Origin of the sequence: Streptomyces griseoviridis (assembly GCF_005222485.1) — a bacterium.
Lineage (GTDB): Bacteria > Actinomycetota > Actinomycetes > Streptomycetales > Streptomycetaceae > Streptomyces > Streptomyces hintoniae.
Genome location: NZ_CP029078.1, coordinates 6,914,040 through 6,931,947 on the forward strand (window position 1 = coordinate 6,914,040; position 17,908 = coordinate 6,931,947).

At 73.6% G+C, this 17,908-nt stretch carries 13 protein-coding genes; 10 read left to right on the forward strand and 3 right to left on the reverse strand.

Going from position 1 to position 17,908, the window contains the following annotated elements; genetic code table 11:
* The first annotated feature begins 241 nt into the window (after positions 1-241).
* The 6 genes from DDJ31_RS29995 to DDJ31_RS30020 all read left to right on the forward strand — a co-directional run bounded on the left by DDJ31_RS29995 (position 242) and on the right by DDJ31_RS30020 (position 7,695).
* The gene (locus DDJ31_RS29995; RefSeq protein ID WP_127177272.1) at positions 242-889 is read left to right on the forward strand and encodes a ScbR family autoregulator-binding transcription factor; all 648 of its coding nucleotides are present in this window, start codon (positions 242-244) and stop codon (positions 887-889) included.
* 22 nt (positions 890-911) lie between these two features.
* Entirely contained in the window at positions 912-2,090 is a 1,179-nt protein-coding gene (locus tag DDJ31_RS30000) for a damage-control phosphatase ARMT1 family protein (protein WP_127177271.1), read from the forward strand.
* Positions 2,091-2,302: 212 nt separating this feature from the next.
* Entirely contained in the window at positions 2,303-4,639 is a 2,337-nt protein-coding gene (cyc2, locus tag DDJ31_RS30005; protein WP_127177270.1) for a germacradienol/geosmin synthase Cyc2, read from the forward strand.
* A gap of 120 nt (positions 4,640-4,759) precedes the next feature.
* A complete protein-coding gene (locus DDJ31_RS30010; RefSeq protein WP_127177269.1) occupies positions 4,760-5,389 on the forward strand; it encodes a PDZ domain-containing protein in 630 nt (209 codons plus the stop codon).
* Between the two features lie 147 nt (positions 5,390-5,536).
* A complete protein-coding gene (locus DDJ31_RS30015; protein WP_127177268.1) occupies positions 5,537-6,664 on the forward strand; it encodes an aminopeptidase P family protein in 1,128 nt (375 codons plus the stop codon).
* A gap of 20 nt (positions 6,665-6,684) precedes the next feature.
* Positions 6,685-7,695, forward strand: coding sequence for an aminoglycoside phosphotransferase family protein (locus DDJ31_RS30020; protein ID WP_127177267.1), 1,011 nt, complete (start codon positions 6,685-6,687; stop codon positions 7,693-7,695).
* A gap of 32 nt (positions 7,696-7,727) precedes the next feature.
* Here the strand turns inward: DDJ31_RS30020 and treZ are convergent, their stop codons facing one another.
* A complete protein-coding gene (gene treZ, locus DDJ31_RS30025; protein ID WP_127177266.1) occupies positions 7,728-9,473 on the reverse strand; it encodes a malto-oligosyltrehalose trehalohydrolase in 1,746 nt (581 codons plus the stop codon).
* A 176-nt stretch (positions 9,474-9,649) separates the two neighbouring features.
* Here treZ and DDJ31_RS30030 point away from each other — a divergent pair, with 176 nt between their 5' ends.
* From DDJ31_RS30030 to DDJ31_RS30040, 3 genes are all read left to right on the forward strand, one after another.
* Positions 9,650-10,201: a DUF1707 and FHA domain-containing protein gene (locus DDJ31_RS30030; RefSeq protein ID WP_127177265.1), complete on the forward strand. Its 552-nt coding sequence runs from the start codon at positions 9,650-9,652 to the stop codon at positions 10,199-10,201.
* 235 nt (positions 10,202-10,436) lie between these two features.
* Positions 10,437-11,759: a M14 family zinc carboxypeptidase gene (locus tag DDJ31_RS30035; RefSeq protein WP_127177264.1), complete on the forward strand. Its 1,323-nt coding sequence runs from the start codon at positions 10,437-10,439 to the stop codon at positions 11,757-11,759.
* Positions 11,756-12,253 carry an SSI family serine proteinase inhibitor gene (locus DDJ31_RS30040; protein WP_127177263.1) on the forward strand — a complete coding sequence of 166 codons (498 nt, stop codon included), beginning with the start codon at positions 11,756-11,758 and terminating at the stop codon, positions 12,251-12,253. The genes DDJ31_RS30035 and DDJ31_RS30040 overlap by 4 nt, the downstream gene beginning before the upstream one ends.
* Positions 12,254-12,298: 45 nt before the next feature.
* On the opposite strand, the gene treY is transcribed toward DDJ31_RS30040, so the two are convergent.
* On the reverse strand, positions 12,299-14,653 hold the full coding sequence (gene treY / locus DDJ31_RS30045; protein ID WP_127177262.1) for a malto-oligosyltrehalose synthase: 2,355 nt from the start codon (positions 14,651-14,653) through the stop codon (positions 12,299-12,301).
* Between the two features lie 6 nt (positions 14,654-14,659).
* The gene (gene glgX / locus DDJ31_RS30050; RefSeq protein WP_127177261.1) at positions 14,660-16,819 is read right to left on the reverse strand and encodes a glycogen debranching protein GlgX; all 2,160 of its coding nucleotides are present in this window, start codon (positions 16,817-16,819) and stop codon (positions 14,660-14,662) included.
* Between the two features lie 230 nt (positions 16,820-17,049).
* On the opposite strand from glgX, the gene DDJ31_RS30055 reads away from it, so the two are divergent.
* Positions 17,050-17,871 (forward strand): Tat pathway signal sequence domain protein, encoded by an 822-nt coding sequence (locus DDJ31_RS30055; protein ID WP_127177260.1) that lies wholly within the window; start codon positions 17,050-17,052, stop codon positions 17,869-17,871.
* Positions 17,872-17,908 lie beyond the last annotated feature (37 nt).

The window sequence follows — 17,908 nt, forward strand, 5'->3', positions numbered from 1 at the left end:
GGCGGGCGCCCCGCCGTCCGGTCTGTCGTCGAGGAGGGGGAACACCGCCGGAACAGAGCCGGGTGACACGTGTCTGCCCGGGTTCAAGTCCCGGAAACAGAGCGGAAATTCGAGGTCTTGGAATATGCCCCGATCGCCGTCGCACCGTGAGCTATCGTGTACGGGGAGTAAGAAACAAACGGCATGACCCGTTCTTTCGCGTCCCAGGAGTGTTCGGTTCCGTCCCAGGAGTGTTCAGTCGATGGCGAGGCAGTTACGCGCCGAGCAGACCCGCGCGACGATCATCACGGCCGCAGCAGACCTGTTCGACCGCTGCGGATACGAGTCGACCAGCCTCAGTGACATCGTCGAACACGCCCATGTCACCAAAGGCGCCCTCTACTTCCACTTCGCGGCGAAGGAAGACCTCGCGCACGCCATCATGGAGATCCAGTCGCGCACCCTGCGTGACGTGGTGGCCGAGATGGACGCCCGCGGCCACACCTCCCTCGAAACCCTGATGAGGATCACCTTCGGCATCGCCCGGCTCTCCGTCGAGGGCCCCGTCCCGCGTGCCGGACTCCGGCTCGCCACCGGCCCGGTCGAGGTCCGCCCGCCGCTCACCCACCCGTTCACCGAATGGCGCGACATCGCCGCCCGCAGACTGCACGGCGCGATGAAGGAGTCCGACATCCACCCGGACATCGACGTGGAGGCCGTCGCGCACGCCCTGGTCAGCTGGTTCGTCGGCACCCGTGTCGTCGGCCGCTCCCTCGAACCCGTCGCCCGGCAGCCGCGCCGGGTCGCCGAGATGTGGCACGTCATGATCCGCGGCATGGTCCCGGTCACCCGCCGCGCCCGCTATCTGAACCTCGCCTCCCGCCTGGAGCGGGAGATCAGGCCCGTCTGACCAGCGCGCTACGGTGGACGGCATGTCCGCCACCCCGACCGCCCCCGTGATCCTCGGCGACGAACCGGGCTCGTTCCCGCACAGCGTCCTCGCCGAACGCCACCCCGCGATCATCCAGCAGGTCAGGGACGCCTTCCCCTACGATCCCACCCGGCACCGCGCCCTCGACGCGCTCCTCGCGAACTGCGCGGACGGCGCCGTCGAACCCCTCTCCGCCACCGCCCACGACCGCGACCACTGGACGGCCTGGGGCCTCGGCACCCACGTCGGACGCTCCTGGTACGACATCCCCTGGCTCTGGTCGGAGAGCTACTTCTACCGCCGGCTCCTCGACGCCGTCGGCTACTTCGCCCCCGGCCCCTGGCAGGGCATCGACCCGTTCCGCCCGTTCAAACTGGCCGAACTCGCCGCCCCCGAGACCGACGAGGAACTGGCCGCCCTCGACGACCTCACCACCCTGCCCGCCGACGGACAGGCCCGCGCCCTGCTGCACGGCTCCCTCTGGGGCAACCGCGCCGACCTCGGCTTCCGCCTCTCCGACTCCGCCGCGGCCACCGCCGCCGCGGTCCCCGCCCTGGTCGCCGACGACAGCGACACCCTCTGGTCGCTGCTCCCGTCCGGCGGCGCGGGCACCCTCTGCCTGATCGCCGACAACGCCGGGCGCGAACTCGTCCCCGACCTGCTCCTCATCGCCCACCTGCTGGAACACGGCCGCGTCGGCCGCGCCGTCCTGCACGTCAAGCCGTACCCCTACTACGTCTCCGACGCCACCACCGCCGACGTCGTCGACGCCCTCACCCGGCTGGTCCGGGCCGACGGAAGGGCCGCCGAGTACGGCAGGCTCCTGTGGTCCGCGATGACCGACGGCACCCTCGCCGTCCGCGCCCACCCCTTCTCGGCCGGCCCCCTGCCGTACGCCGACCTCCCCGCCGACCTGCGCGCCGAACTCGCCACCGCGGCCCTGACCGTCGTCAAGGGCGACCTCAACTACCGGCGTCTGGTGGGCGACAGGCGCTGGCCCGCCACCGTCCCGTTCGCCGAGGTCACCGCCCACTTCCCGAGCCCGGTCGCGGCCCTGCGCACCCTGAAGTCGGACGTCGTCACCGGCCTCGCGCCCGCCACGGAGGCCGCCCTCGACGCGGCGGAGGGCGGGAGTTGGCGCACGGCGGGCACCCACGCCCTCATCCAGGTCCGCACCTGACACACGGTCACCGCGGGTCCCCACGGAGCGACTTCGCCGTCCCGCCGCGACGGTCCGCGCGGAGCGCCGGAAGGGGCGACGCCACATCCGTCAGGAAGGCGCGACGCCACATCCGTCACCCCGCGGACCAGGTTTCACTCGTGATTCACGCGATGGTGTGATCATGTCCCCGCGGGTGGATGCCCTCGGAAGGCCACGGGTAGGGCCCGGCCATGACGCAGCAGCCCTTCGAACTCCCGCACTTCTACATGCCGTACCCCGCGCGGCTCAACCCCCACCTCGACGAAGCGCGGGCCCACTCCACCCAGTGGGCCCGCGAGATGGGCATGCTGGAGGGGTCCGGGGTCTGGGACCTGTCCGACCTGGAGGCGCACGACTACGGTCTGCTCTGCGCCTACACCCACCCCGAGTGCGACGGCCCGGCGCTGTCGCTGATCACCGACTGGTACGTGTGGGTCTTCTTCTTCGACGACCACTTCCTGGAGATCTTCAAGCGCACCCAGGACCGCGCGGGCGGCAAGGCGTACCTGGACCGGCTCCCGCTGTTCATGCCGATGGACCTCTCCACCCCGATGCCCGAGCCGTGCAACCCCGTCGAGGCGGGCCTCGCCGACCTGTGGCGGCGCACCGTCCCCGCGATGTCCGCGCAGTGGCGGCGCCGGTTCGCGACCGCCACCGAGCATCTGCTCAACGAGTCGCTGTGGGAGCTGTCCAACATCAACGAGGGGCGGATCGCCAACCCCGTCGAGTACATCGAGATGCGCCGCAAGGTCGGCGGGGCGCCCTGGTCGGCGGGGCTCGTGGAGTACGCCACCGCCGAAGTGCCCGCCTCCGTCGCCGAGTCGAGGCCGCTGCGGGTGCTGATGGAGACGTTCTCCGACGGCGTCCACCTCCGCAACGACCTCTTCTCCTACCAGCGGGAGGTCGAGGACGAGGGCGAGTTGAGCAACGGCGTCCTCGTCCTGGAGAAGTTCTTCGGCTGCACCACCCAGGAGGCCGCCGAGATCGTCAACGACGTCCTCACCTCGCGGCTGCACCAGTTCGAGCACTCCGCGTTCACCGAAGTGCCCGCGGTGGCCGTGGAGAAGGGCCTCGACCCGGCGCAGACGCTCGCCGTCGCCAAGTACGCCCAGGGCCTCCAGGACTGGCAGTCCGGCGGGCACGAGTGGCACATGCGCTCCAGCCGCTACATGAACGCCCGCGCGCGGACCACCACGCCCTGGGCGGCGCCGACCGGGCTCGGCACCTCGGCCGTCGACGTCCGCGCGCTGCTCTCGGCGGCCGGGGCCGAACGGCTGCGCGCGTACACGCACGTACCGCACCAGAGGGTCGGCCCGTCGCTGCTGCCCGACTTCCACATGCCGTTCCAGGTCGAGTTGAGCCCGCACCTCGACACCGCCCGGGTCCATCTCGTCGAGTGGATGCACGCCATGGGCATGCTCCAGGAGGGCGTCTGGGACGAGGACCGGCTCGCCGCCGCCGACCTGCCGCTCTGCTCGGCGGGCATCGACCCGGACGCCACCCCCGAGCAACTCGACCTCAGCTCACGGTGGTTGGCCTGGGGCACCTACGGCGACGACTACTACCCGCTGGTCTTCGGCCACCGCCGTGACCTCGCCGCCGCCCACCTGATCACCCGACGCCTCTCGGACTGCATGCCGGTCGACGGCGAACCGGTGCCCGCCCCCGCCAACGCCATGGAGCGCGGCCTCATCGACCTGTGGACGCACACCACGGCCGGGATGGGCCGGGAGAACCGGCGCTCCCTCAAGGAAGCCGTCGACAAGATGACCGCGAGCTGGGTCTGGGAGCTGTCCAACCAGCTCCAGAACCGCATCCCCGACCCGGTGGACTACCTGGAGATGCGGCGCAGCACCTTCGGCTCCGACCTCACCCTCGACCTGTGCCGGATGGGCGCGGGCCCCGCGGTCCCGCCCGAGGTCTACCGCAGCGGCCCGGTGCGCTCCCTGGAGAACGCGGCGATCGACTACGCGTGCCTGATCAACGACGTCTTCTCGTACCAGAAGGAGATCGAGTTCGAGGGCGAGATCCACAACGCGATCCTGGTCGTGCAGAACTTCTTCGGCATCGACTACCCGTCCGCGCTCGCCGTCGTCCACGACCTCATGACCCAGCGCATGCAGCAGTTCCAGCATGTCGTCGCCCATGAACTGCCCATCGTGTACGAGGACTTCGGCCTCTCCCAGGAGGCGCGCGAGGCCATGGACGCCTATGTGCGCGACCTGGAGCACTGGATGGCCGGCATCCTCAACTGGCACCGGCAGGTGGACCGTTACAAGGAGGAGTACCTGGGAGCCCGCACCCACGGCTTCCGCCCTGACCAGGCCCCCGCCGTCCCTCTGCCCGCACCGGCCCCGACGTCCGCACCGGTCCCGGCGGCGGTATCGGCCCCGGTGACCGCACCGGCCCCGCCGTCCGCACCCGTCCCGCCGGACACCTCCGTCCCGCCGGCCGCCTCCGTGCCGGCGCCCGCGCCCCTGCGGCTGCCCGCGCCCGCGCCGCTGCCGTTCGCCCTGCCGGTCGGCTGAGCCGCGCCCTCCGGCGGCCCCCGTCCGCGTCCCGGGCCGGGCACCGCCCGGGACGCTCTCACCCGTTCGTGGCTCGTGGCGCGCCCGTACGCCGGGTAGAGGTCCGGCCGGAGGCGACACATGGAACAGACGGCGTTGCGACCCAGACCGATGCCCGGCCGGGACCCGGGCGGGCCCCCAGGACGGCGGCGCGGGCAGGACCCCGACCACGGCCCGGCGGCCGGCCGCGGCCAGGGACCCGGCGGGGCGACCGGCCGGGGGAGCGGCACCGCTCCGCCTGCGGCCCGCCCGCGTGCGGGGCGGCGCCGTGCCCGGCGGCTGCGGACCACCCTCTTCGGCCTCTGCGTCGGGGCGGTCCTGCTGCTCGCCGGCGTCGGCCTCGGCACCGTCGGCGTCACGCTGCTCGGCGGCGCGGGGCACGCGGCGCCGCGGCCCGGCCCGCCCCCGCGGCCGGCCGGCACCGCCGGGGCGGCGGCCGCCGGGGCTCCGGTGACCCTCGGGGTGCAGGTCGTGGACACGGAGCGGCCCGGTGCCCTGATCGTCGCCGTGCACGTCCCAGGACCCGGCTTCACGGCCGGCCTGGTCAGGGGCGATGTCGTCGTCGCGTTCGGCGCCGGCCGCGTCGCCGGCACGGCCGATCTGGCCCGCGCGGTGACCGGGGCCCGCCCCGGCACCCGCATCACCCTGACCGTCCGCCACCGCACCGGCGCCCAGCAGCGCGTGACGGTGGTACCCGGAGTGGTCGTCTGAACCGTCGGCCCGGCCCGCGGGCACCGCCCCAGGCCGGGCTCAGGCCCCGCTCCACGCACCGCCGACCGGCTCGCGCCGTCCTCCGGATCCGGGCAGGATGCTCACCGTAGCCCTTGAATTCCTTACCACCCGTCCAGGGAGGCCCGGATGTCCGGCCGCACGCCCACGTCCTTCACCGTCGACGACTACCGGGCCCGTATGGACCGCGCCACCCGGGCCGCCGCCGACGCCGGTCTCGCGGGGCTCCTCGTGGCACCCGGCCCCGACCTGGTCTGGCTCACCGGCTACGCGCCCACCGCGGTCACCGAGCGGCTCACCCTGCTGGTCCTCACCCCCGACCGGCCCCCCGTCCTCGTCGTCCCCACCCTGGAGGCCCCGGACGCCGCCCAGGCACCCGGCGCCGAGGCGCTCAGCCTGCGCGACTGGACCGACGGCAAGGACCCCTACGCCGCCACCGCCGCCCTCCTCGACAGCACCGGCCGCTTCGGCATCAGCGACAACACCTGGGCCATGCATCTGCTCGGGCTCCAGCGCGCGCTGCCCGACACCTCGCACGCCTCCCTCACCGAGGCCCTGCCGATGCTGCGCGCCGTCAAGGACGCGGCCGAGCTCGAACTGATGGCGGCGGCGGGCGCCGCGGCCGACGCGACGTTCGAGGAGATCCGCGCGGTGCGCTTCGCGGGCCGCCGGGAGTCCGAGGTGGGCGCCGACCTCGCCGACCTGCTGCGCCGGTTCGGGCACGAGCAGGTCGACTTCACCATCGTCGCGTCGGGACCCAACGGCGCCAACCCGCACCACGAGGTGGGCGACCGGGTCATCGAGGACGGCGACATGGTCGTCCTCGACTTCGGCGGCCTCAAGGACGGCTACGGCTCCGACACCTCCCGCACCGTCCACGTCGGCGCGCCCGACGACGAGGAGCGCGCGGTGCACGACATCGTGCGGGCCGCCCAGGAGGCCGGGTTCCGCGCGGTGCGCCCCGGCGCGGCCTGCCAGGACGTCGACCGGGCCGCCCGCCAGGTCATCGTGGACGCCGGCTACGGCGAGTACTTCATCCACCGCACGGGACACGGCATCGGCGTCACCACGCACGAGCCGCCGTACATGATCGAGGGCGAGGAGCGGCCCCTCGTCCCCGGCATGTGCTTCTCCGTGGAGCCCGGCATCTACCTGCCCGGCCGCTTCGGGGTGCGGATCGAGGACATCGTCACGGTCACCGAGGGCGGCGGGCGGCGTCTCAACGACACCACCCGCGAACTGGTCGTGGTGGACTGAGCGAGGGCGGTACGACGACCATGCCCAAGTCACCCGCGCCGCCGTCCGCGCCCACCGCCGACACCGTCAGGCGACTCGTCGCGTCCCTGCTCAAGGAGGGTCAGGGACCGGGAGACCCCGCAGGAGCCGACGGCCGCCCGGGACCCGACGTGCGGCCCGTCGGCGAGGCCGCCGCCGGCGGCGGCCACTTCACCTGGTGGGTCGGCACCCGCCATGTGCTGCGCCTCGCGCCCGATCGCGCCGCCGCCGTGCGGCTCCGCCGCGAGCTGCGGCTGCGCGACCTCGTCAGGGCGCAGCTGCCGGTCGCCGTGCCGGCCGGTGTCGCGCACGGCGAATGGGCGCCGGGCCTGACGTACACGCTCGACACCGTCGTGCCCGGCGGCACCGCCGAGGAGCACGACGTCTCCGCCGTCGGGGAGGCCGACCTCGCCGGGCTGCTCACCGGACTGCGCGAGGTGCCGGCCCGGCAGGCCGAGACGCTCGGCGTGCCCCAGGTCGCGCCGCGCTCCCTGGAGGCGCTGCGCCGGATGGCGGTGCAGACGGCGGGACGGCTCGGCGACGCCGACGAGTTCGACCCGGCCGGGCTTCAGCAGTTCCCGCCGCGGGCGGCCGTCCAGCTCGCCGTGCAGCCGGGGAGCGCGGTGCTGGTCCACCACGGCCTCACCGGCGACCACCTCGTGGTGCGCGCCGACGGCCGGGTGCGGGGCGTCCTCGACTGGACGGAGGCGGTCCTCGGCGACCCGGCCGAGGACATCGCGGGTCTCGCCGTCGCCGTCGGCTCACCCGCCGCCGTGCGCGCCGCCACCCTGGCCGGCTACGGCGCCCGCCCCTGTCTGCGCGGCCTCTGGCTGGCCCGCTGCGACACGCTGCTGCGGCTCGCCGCGGCCCTCGACGGCAAGGACGAGGGCCCGCTCCCGGCGCTGCGCCTCCAACTGGGCCGCGCCTGGGAGGCGATCCTCCTGGAACGCGTCACGGAGCTGAGGAGCGACTCCGATCACGACGCCGCCGACACCGACGCCGACCAGCCCTGAGCGCGTGGCCCGGCGGGGCCGCCACGGCCGTCTCACCCCTGCCGCAGCACCACGCACGACTCCCCTGGCAGGTGCAGCACCCCGTCGGCCCCCGGCGGTGTCACCGGCTCCCACGCGGCCAGGACGCGCGCGGGGCGCGGGCCTAGCGGGATCGCGGCCGGTGCCGCCGCCAGGTTGACGGCGACCCGGACGTCCCCGCGCCTGAAGGCGAGCCAGCGCTCGCCCTCGTCGTACGCCACCTTGGTGTCGGCGAGGTCCGGGTCGGTCAGGTCGGGCTCCTCGCGGCGCAGCGCGATCAGCCGCCGGTGCCAGGCCAGCACGCGCGCGTGCGGCTCGGTGGCCGGCTCCGACCAGTCGAGGCAGGAGCGGTCGCGGGTCGCCGGGTCCTGCGGGTCGGGCACGTCCTCCTCGGCCCAGCCGTGCGCCGCGAACTCCCGCCGCCTGCCGCGCCGTACCGCGTCGGCGAGGTCCGGGTCGGTGTGGTCGGTGAAGAACTGCCAGGGCGTGCCCGCCGCCCACTCCTCGCCCATGAAGAGCATCGGGGTGAAGGGCGCCGTCAGTGTCAGGGTCGCCACGCAGGCCAGCAGGCCGGGGGAGAGGGACGCGGCGAGCCGGTCGCCCTGGGCGCGGTTGCCGATCTGGTCGTGGGTCTGGCCGTAGCCGAGCAGCCGGTGCCCGGCCACCCGGGCGCGGTCCAGCGGGCGCCCGTGGTGCCTGCCCCGGAACGACGAGTAGGTGCCGTCGTGGAACCAGCCGCCGGTGAGGGTCTTGGCGAGGGCGCCGAGCGGGGCGCGCGCGAAGTCGCCGTAGTAGCCCTGGGACTCGCCGGTCACCGCGGTGTGCAGGGCGTGGTGGAAGTCGTCGTTCCACTGCGCGTGCAGGCCGAGCCCGCCGTCCGCGCGCGCGGTGATCACCCGCGGGTCGTTGAGGTCGGACTCGGCGATCAGGAACAGCGGTCTGTCCACTTCGGCGGCGAGGCCGTCCACCGCCGTCGACAGCTCCTCGAGGAAGTGGCACGCGCGCGTGTCGACGAGCGCGTGCACCGCGTCCAGCCGCAGCCCGTCCAGCCGGTAGTCCCGCAGCCAGGCCAGCGCGCTGCCCACCAGGAACGCCCGTACCTCGTCCGATCCCGGCGCGTCCAGGTTCACCGCCGAGCCCCACGGCGTGTGGTGCGTGTCGGTGAAGTACGGTCCGAACGCGGGCAGATGGTTGCCCGAAGGGCCGAGATGGTTGTGGACGACGTCCAGGACCACCCCGAGGCCGAGCGCGTGCGCCCGGTCGACGAACCGTTTCAGGGCCTCGGGCCCGCCGTACGGCTCGTGCACCGCCCACAGCGACACCCCCTCGTACCCCCACCCGTGCCGCCCGGGGAAGGGACACAGCGGCATCAACTCGACGTGCGTGACGCCCAGTTCGACGAGGTGACCGAGCCGCTCCGCCGCCGCGTCCAGGGTGCCCTCCGCGGTGTACGTGCCCACGTGCAGCTCGTACAGGACCGCCCCGGGCAGCGGCACCCCGGCCCACGCGGTGCGCCACGCGTACCGCCCGTGGTCGACGACCGCGCTCAGCCCGTCGGGTCCGTCCGGCTGACGGCGCGCCCGCGGGTCGGGCAGCACGGGACCGTCGTCGAGCGCGAAGCCGTACCGGGTGCCGTCCCGCGCCTCCGCCTCGCCGCACCACCACCCGGGGCGGTCGGGATCACGCCCCAACGCGTGTGCGGCGCCCCCGCAATGGAGCGTCACACGGCCGGCCTGCGGTGCCCACACCTCGAACTGCACGGACGGTTCCCCTTCGTCTGCCCATCGTGACGGAGTCCGTCCATCGTGCGGCATACGCGGTCGATCCGCCGTCCGATCACCGCCTTTCGGGCCGGGTGTCGACCGGATGTCCTGGTGCGGTCACCGATCGCTCGCGTTCTGGACACCTGGGGAGTCGCTGACCGACAATCACCAATGTGACGTCGTCATTCGAGTTCAACACGTACCCCGCGCGGATCTCCGACGCGGAGCGCGACAAGGCGCTGAAGGTGCTCAGGGACGGCGTCGCCCTGGGACGGCTCTCCCACGACACGTTCATCCGCCGCATGGAACTGGCGCTGTCCGCCCGCCGTCCCGACGAACTCGCCGTGCTCACCGCCGATCTGCCCACCGAGAGCCGGGTGTCGCGCCTGGTGTTCGGGACGGTCGAGGCGGTCTCCGGTTTCACCGTGCGGCTGCGCAGGGCCTGGCAGGCCGAGCGCCTCCCCAAGCTGCTGCTGCCGCACCCCGGCGCGGGACACCCGCTGCGCATCGGCCGCGACCCGGCGAACGGCCTGCGGCTCAACCACGAGACGGTCTCCCGGGTGCACGCCGAGCTGAGCAGGCAGGGCGGCATGTGGGTGCTGCGCGACCTCGGCTCCTCCAACGGGACGACGGTCAACGGACGGCGCGTCCTCGGCGCCGCCGTCGTCCGCGAGGGCGACCTGATCGGCTTCGGGCACATGGCGTTCCGGATCGCCGCCGACTGACCCCCGACGGCCCGTCCCCGCTCGTCCTCACCCGTTCACCCCGTCGTCTCTTCGGCCCGTCCCACCCCGGCCGCCGCCCCCGCGCCGTCGATATGGCTGAAATGCCGTTCCTCGTCCGGGTATTGACGTACTCCGCAACTCGTGACTGACTGTGTGTACACCTGACACGTCCGGTGACCCGACGACACCACCACCGCGGAGGTGTGCCCTGCCGCCCCTCCCGCGCTACCTCACCGTGGACGAACTCGGCGCGAGAGCAGCGGCCCTGGTCGCCGGCCGTCCGCGCGAGGCCAGGCTGCGCAGCGTGGGCACCTCCCGGGCCGGCCACCCCCTGCGGCTGCTCTCGGTCGGCCGCGGCAGCCGCCAGGTCCTGGTGGTGGCAGGACCGCACGCCAACGAACCGGTCGGCGGCGTCACCGCGCTGCGCCTCGCCGAACGCGTCCTGGCGCAACCGCGGTTCACCGAGGGCGCCGACGCCACCTGGAACCTGCTGCTGAGCGTCGACCCCGACGGACTGCGCCACAACGAGGGCTGGCTGGCGGGCCCTTACACCCTCGGCCGGTACTTCCGGAACTTCTTCCGCCCCGGCTTCCTCGAACAGCCCGAGTGGCTGCCCGCGGGCGCGGACGCCGCCGCCCTCCCCGAGACCCGCGCCCTGCTCGGCCTCCAGGACGAACTGCGGCCCTTCCTCCAGTGCTCGCTGCACGGCGTCGACGTCGGCGGCGGCTTCGTCGAACTCACCCACGACCTGCCCGGCCTCGCCCGGCGCGTCGCGCACACCGCCGCCCGCCTCGGCATACCGCGCGAACTCGGCTCCTACGACGCCCTGTACTGGCCGAGCCTCGGCCCCGCGGTCTACCGCATCCCGCCGCCCCGCCTCGGCGACCTGGCCGCCGCCATCACCGAGGCGGCCGTCGAGTCGACCTGGCTCCACCCCTGCAGGCACGGCACCGTCACCGCCGTCGTCGAGGCACCGATGTGGGGGGTGGCCGCCGTCGAGGACGGCTCACCGCCCGCCGACCCGGCCCCCGCGCTGCGCGCCGCGAGCCACAGTCTGCGCGCCGACATCCGGCTCCTGGCGGCGATCGCCGCGCGGCTCCGGCCGCACCTGGCCGGTGTCCCCGACGCGCCCCGCCTGCTCGCCTTGGTCGAGGACTACCTTCTGGTCTGCCCGGGACTCGCCGACGCCTGGGACCCGGACATCGCCGACGGCGCCCGCCCGCTGCCGCCGCTCAGCGGCGGCCACCTCGCCGCCCTGAGCATCTCCGCCCGCCGTCTCGTGCTGCGCACCGCCGGGCTCCTGCACCAGCTCGTCACCCGGACGGGACACGACCCGGCCGAGGTCGGGCCCGTCCTCGACCGGCTCATCGACACCTGGTGCGCCGACTACCGCGACCGCTGCGGCGCCCGCTGGATACCGGTCGCACGCCAGGCCGAGTACCAGACCCGGGTAGTGCTCGCCGCGTTCGAACTCGCCCTGCGCCACCCGCCCGTCCCGTCCCGTTCGAGTGACCCGGGCTGGGGTCCGGAGGCCGCGGTGCCGATGCACCGGGAATGAACACCACGTACCTCGCGCACACGTCGCACGCGACTTCCGCCGCCCGCACCGCGCTCACCTCACGCCCCGCGCGCGGCGCCCTGCTCGCCGCCCTCGCCCTGCTCCTCGGCTGCGCCACCCCGGTCGGCGCCACCACCGCCCGGCACGCCGTCCCCGGCAACCACCTCTATCTGACGGTCGTCAAGGGCGACGCCGAGGCCGCCGACACCCGCGGCACCCTGCTGGCCTGCGCCCCGCCCCGCGGCCACGCCCGCGCCGCCGAGGCGTGCGCCCAACTCGCCGCGGCCAAGGGCGACATCGACGCCCTTCCCGAACGGCACGTCTACTGCTCGACGCTCTACGCGCCGGTCACCGCCGACGCCCGAGGCCGCTGGAACGGACGCTCCGTCCACTACCGGCGGACGTTCTCCAACGCCTGCCTGCTCGCCGCCCGCACCGGAGCCGTCTTCGCCCTCGACGGCCTCCCCGGCGCCCGCCGCTCCGCCGCCGCCTGAACCCGGCCGGGGCAGGGCGCGACGGGCCCCGCCCCGGCGGCGCGGCTACCCGGGCGACACCCGCTCGAGCAGCGCCACGGGCACCCGCCCGAAGAGGTCCGCGACCCGCGTGCGCCCCGTGAACTCCCGTTCCGGGGCCTGCGCGTCCGCCCAGCGGCCCGGCGGCAGCGTCAGACACGTGTCCCGCCAGCCGCCCGCCTCCGCCAGCCGCAGCGACAGCCGGGTGACGGCGGTGACGGCCTCCCCGGACCGCGCGAACGCCAGGCAGTGCGCCGCCGCCGGGCCCTCGGCCGTCAGCGGCGCGTACGAGGCGGTGTCGCCGAACACCTCCGGCCGGCGGGCCCGCAGCCGCAGCGCGGCGGCGGTGAGCGCCGCCTTCTCACCCGGCTCAGCCGGCGGGAACCGCACCGGCCGCCGGTTGTCGGGATCGACCAGCGCCCGGTACTCGGCCTCGCTGCCCTGGTAGAGGTCGGGCACCCCCGGCATCGTCAGCTGAAGCAGCGCCGTGCCCAGCACATTGGCCCGCACATGCGGCTCCAACGCGGCCCGCAGCGCGGTCACATGACGGCCGGGCGGACCGCAGGGGCCCGCCGCGAGGAACGCCGTCACCGCCTCCTCGTAGGCCGCCTCCTGCTCCGTCCAGCTCGTGTAGAGCCCCGCCTCCCGGACATGCTTCAGGAGCGCGGGCCCGATGCGCTCCAGGTCGGGCTCGCCGAGGCCGAACAGGGTCTGCCAGGCCGCCCACGCCACCTGCCCGTCCGGCACGCCCGTGTCGGCGCGGGTCGCCGCGGTCACGGCGTCCGCCCAGCGCCCCGGGCACTCGGTGAGCACCGCGAGCGCCGCCCTGACGTCCGCGCTCCGCTTGGTGTCGTGGGTGGTGACGACGGTCCCGGTGGACGGCCAGTCGCGCTGCACGCGCGCGCAGTGGGCGTGGAACTCGGCGGGGGAGACCGCGGGGCTGCCGGGATCGCCGCCCACCTCGGTCGCCGAAAGCAGCGGCACATAGCGGTAGAACGCCGTGTCCTCAACGGACTTGGCCCGCAGCGCGGACGCCGTCTGCGCGAACCTGGCCCGGAACTCGGCGCCCTCCGCACCCGGGCAGGCCAGCCCGATGACCAGGTCGCGCACCACGTCGACGGCGCCCGCCTCCGCCGGGACCACGAACGCGAGCCGGGCCTCGGCCGCCGCCTCCTCGGTGACCACGGAGGCGGTGTCGCCCGACTCGTAGGGCCGGTACACGCCCAGCCTGACGAGGAGTTCCTCCAGCGCCGTGCGCAGCGCCCAGGGCGCCCGGTCGCGCAGCGCCGGATCGGACGAGGCGGCGCACAGCCGGGCCGCCGTGCGGGCCAACCGGTCCGTCTCGGCGGCCAGTTCATAGGTGAGGACCTTGTACGCGGCCCGCCGTACCGTCGCCCCCCACTCGCCGCCCCTGTCGGTCTGCGGGGCCGCGAACCGCCGGTAGCCGCCCAGGAGTTCACCGGCACCCGCCGGGTCGGTGAAGACCCCGTCGACGTGCCGCAGCGCGTCGTAGCCGGTGGTGCCCGCGACCGGCCAGGACGGCGGCAGCGGCTCACCGGCCGCCAGGATCTTCTCGACCACCGTCCAGCGGCCGTCACTCGCCTCGTGCAGCCGCGCCAGATATCCGTCCGGGTCGGCGAGCCCGTCCGGGTGGTCTACGCGCAGCCCGTCGAGGACGCCCTCGCGCAGCAGTTGGAGCGTCTTCGCGTGGGTCGCCGCGAACACCTCGGGGTCCTCGACCCGCACCCCGATCAGCTCCGAAATGCTGAAGAACCGCCGGTAGTTCAGCTCCGTGCGGGCCAGCCGCCACCACACCGGGCGGTACCACTGGGCGTCGAGCAGCCTCGGCAGCGGCAGCGACGCGGTGCCCTCGCGCAGCGGGAAGGCGTGATCGTGGTAGCGCAGCACGTCACCGTCGACCCGCAGCGCGTCGAGCTCGGTGCCCAGCGGCCCGCCGAGCACCGGCAGCAGCAGCTGCCCGCCGCGCGCCTCCCAGTCGATGTCGAACCAGCGCGCGTACGGCGACCCCGGCCCCTCCCGCAGCACCTCCCACAGGGCGTGGTTGTGGCGCGGTGCCATCGCCATGTGGTTGGGGACGATGTCCGCGATCAGCCCGAGCCCGTGCTCCCTGGCCGTCCCGGACAGCGCCCGCAACCCCTCCTCACCGCCCAGCTCCGCCCGCACCCGCCCGTGGTCGACGACGTCGTAGCCGTGCGTCGAACCGGGCACCGCCTCGAGGACCGGCGACAGATGCAGGTGCGAGACGCCCAGCGAGGCGAGATACGGCACGGCCTCGGCCGCCGCCGCGAACGGGAACGCTGGCTGGAGCTGCAACCGGTAGGTGGCCGTGGGCACGACGGGCTCTGGGCGCTCAGATGTCATGGGAACCTACGTACCCGCCCCGCCGCCTTTCCTGTCATCGCCACGCTGGAGCACCGTCATGCTCCGGTCCACCAGGGTCAGCCGCTCACCGGCCCCCACCCGCCGGCCCTCGCCGGGCGGCACGCCGTTCTCCAGGGCGGTGTCGACCACCACCCGCCACTGCCTGCCGTGGTCCGTCGGCACCACGAAGTCCAGCGGCTTCGGCGAGGCGTTGAACATCAGCAGGAACGAATCGTCGGTGATCCGCTCGCCGCGCGCGTCCGGCTCGGAGATCGCGTTGCCGTTGAGGAACACGCTCAGCGCCGACGCCCGCGCCGAGTCCCAGTCCCGCCGCGTCATCTCCTGCCCCTCCGGGGTGAACCAGGCGATGTCCGACAGCTCGTCGTGGGTGCCCTCCACCGGCCGCCCGTGGAAGAAGCGCCGCCTGCGGAAGACCGGATGGTCCTTGCGCAGCCACACCATCGCCCGCGTGAAGGCCGCGAGACCGACGTCCGGCCCGCCGCCCTCCGGTCCCTCGCCGCCCGGCCAGCGCACCCACGCCAGCTCGTTGTCCTGGCAGTAGGCGTTGTTGTTGCCGCGCTGGGTGCGCGCGAACTCGTCACCGTGGCTGATCATCGGCACGCCCTGGGACAGCATCAGCGTCGCGATGAAGTTCCGCATCTGGCGGGCCCGCAGCTCCAGCACCTCCTGGTCGTCGGTGTCGCCCTCCACCCCGCAGTTCCAGGACCGGTTGTGGCTCTCGCCGTCCCGGTTCTGCTCGCCGTTGGCGTCGTTGTGCTTGTCGTTGTACGCGACCAAGTCGTGCAGGGTGAAACCGTCGTGGCAGGTCACGAAGTTGATCGAGGCGAGCGGCCGGCGCCCGTCGTCCTGGTAGAGGTCCGAGGAGCCCGTCAGCCGGGACGCGAACTCGGCCAGCGCCCGCTGCTCGCCGCGCCACATGTCCCGCACGGTGTCCCGGTACTTGCCGTTCCACTCGGTCCACAGCGGCGGGAAGTTGCCCACCTGGTAGCCGCCCTCGCCGACGTCCCACGGCTCGGCGATCAGCTTCACCTGGGAGACCACCGGGTCCTGCTGCACCAGGTCGAAGAACGACGACAGCCGGTCCACCTCGTGGAACTGCCGGGCCAGCGTCGCCGCGAGGTCGAAGCGGAACCCGTCGACATGCATCTCGGTCACCCAGTACCGCAACGAGTCCATGATCATCTGGAGGACGTGCGGCGACCGCATGAGCAGCGAGTTCCCGGTGCCCGTGGTGTCCATGTAGTAGCGGGCGTCGTCCGTCAGACGGTAGTACGACGGGTTGTCGAGGCCGCGGAACGACAGCGTCGGACCGAGGTGGTTGCCCTCGGCGGTGTGGTTGTAGACGACGTCCAGGATGACCTCGATGCCGGCCTCGTGCAGCGCCCGCACCGCCGACTTGAACTCCAGCACCTGCTGCCCGCGGTCGCCCCAGGAGGCGTACGCGTTGTGCGGCGCGAAGAAGCCGATCGTGTTGTAGCCCCAGTAGTTGTTGAGGCCCATGTCCACCAGCCGGTGGTCGTTGACGAACTGGTGCACCGGCATCAGTTCGAGCGCCGTGACGCCCAGCTCCACCAGGTGCTCGATCACCGCCGGGTGGGCCAGCGCCGCATAGGTGCCGCGCACCTCCTCCGGCAGCCCCGGGTGGGTCATGGTGAGGCCCTTGACGTGCGCCTCGTAGATCACCGTGTGGTGGTACGGGGTGCGCGGGCGCCGGTCGTCGCCCCAGTCGAAGTACGGGTTGATCACGACCGACGCCATCGTGTGCGGCGCCGAGTCCAGGTCGTTGCGGCTCTCGGGCTCGCCGAAGTGGTAGCCGTACACCTCCTCGCCCCAGCCGACCGAGCCGCTGACGGCCTTCGCGTACGGGTCGAGGAGCAGCTTCGCGGAGTTGCAGCGCAGCCCGCGCTCCGGCGCGTACGGTCCGTGCGCCCGGAACCCGTACCGCTGCCCCGGCATGATGCCGGGCAGGTACGCGTGCCGTACGAACGCGTCGCTCTCGCGCAGTTCCACCGCCGTCTCCGAGCCGTCGTCGTGCAGCAGACACAGCTCTACTCGGTCCGCGGCCTCCGTGTAGACCGCGAAATTGGTTCCGGCGCCGTCGTACGTGGCACCGAGCGGATACGCCTCGCCAGGCCAGACCTGCATGTCATGACTCTTCCAGGTCGAGCGCGCCCCCGTACGCGCCTTGCTTCCGAGTCTCCTCGAAAGTGATGGAACCGCTAACGACTTACATCCCTCTTACGTTTCGACCAGTGCATACCCGGTGAGCGGCCTGACCACCGCACACCGGCGGTGCCGAATGTGTGGGGAAGACACGTACTCCCGGGATCTCAGGGGCCGTACTCCCGGGATCGCAGGGGGAGCAGGGGGAAAATGTGCGCACGATAGTCCATCGCCACCTGGGCAAGGTGGTGGCCGGTGCGGCGATCGCGGTGGCCGGGACGGCCGTCATGGTCGCCGTCACGCTGCCCGGGACGGCGGGCGCCGACGACACGGCAGCCGGCGCGGCGGGCACCGCGGGACAGGCCGCGGGACAGCCGGGACAGGGCCAGGGCGACGTGGTGCCGCAGGCCGTCGTCGAACGGGCGCCGGCCGAGGGCGCCAAGGGCACCGGCCGCGACCCGCTCACCGACGACGAGTTGAAGCGCGTCGAGAAGATCGCCGTCGACCCGCCGATGTTCGCCGCCACCCAGAACGTGGCGGGCGGCCGCGGCCCGCAGCGGCTGACCGTGGACCTCGCCGAGCCGGAGAACGGCGACCAGGCGGGAGCGGACGCGCCGCGCCGCGCCGACGTCGCGTTCTACGACTACAAGGACGACACCCTCGTCACCAAGACCGTCAACCTGGCCACCGGCAAGGTCGAGCACACCACCCGGCAGCACGGCGTCCAACCGCCGCTCAGCAGGGCCGAGTTCGACGAGGCCACCAAGCTCCTGATCGCCGACCCGCTCGGCGCGGGACTCAAGGCCGACTTCAAGGACGCCACCGGCACCGCCCTGACCGCACCCGGCCAGCTGCTGGTCAACGGCGCCGTCTACCGGGCCACTGAGGGCGCCCAGCCCGCGCAGCTCGACGCGTGCGGCGACCACCGGTGCGTGCGGCTGTTCCCGAAGGTCAAGAACGGCCCCTGGATCGACGCCCGCCACCTGGTGATCGACCTGAGCGCCCGCACCGTCGTCGCGCTCGGCCGCGACTGACCCGGCCTGGTCCTCTTCCCGAACTCGCCCCTCCTGT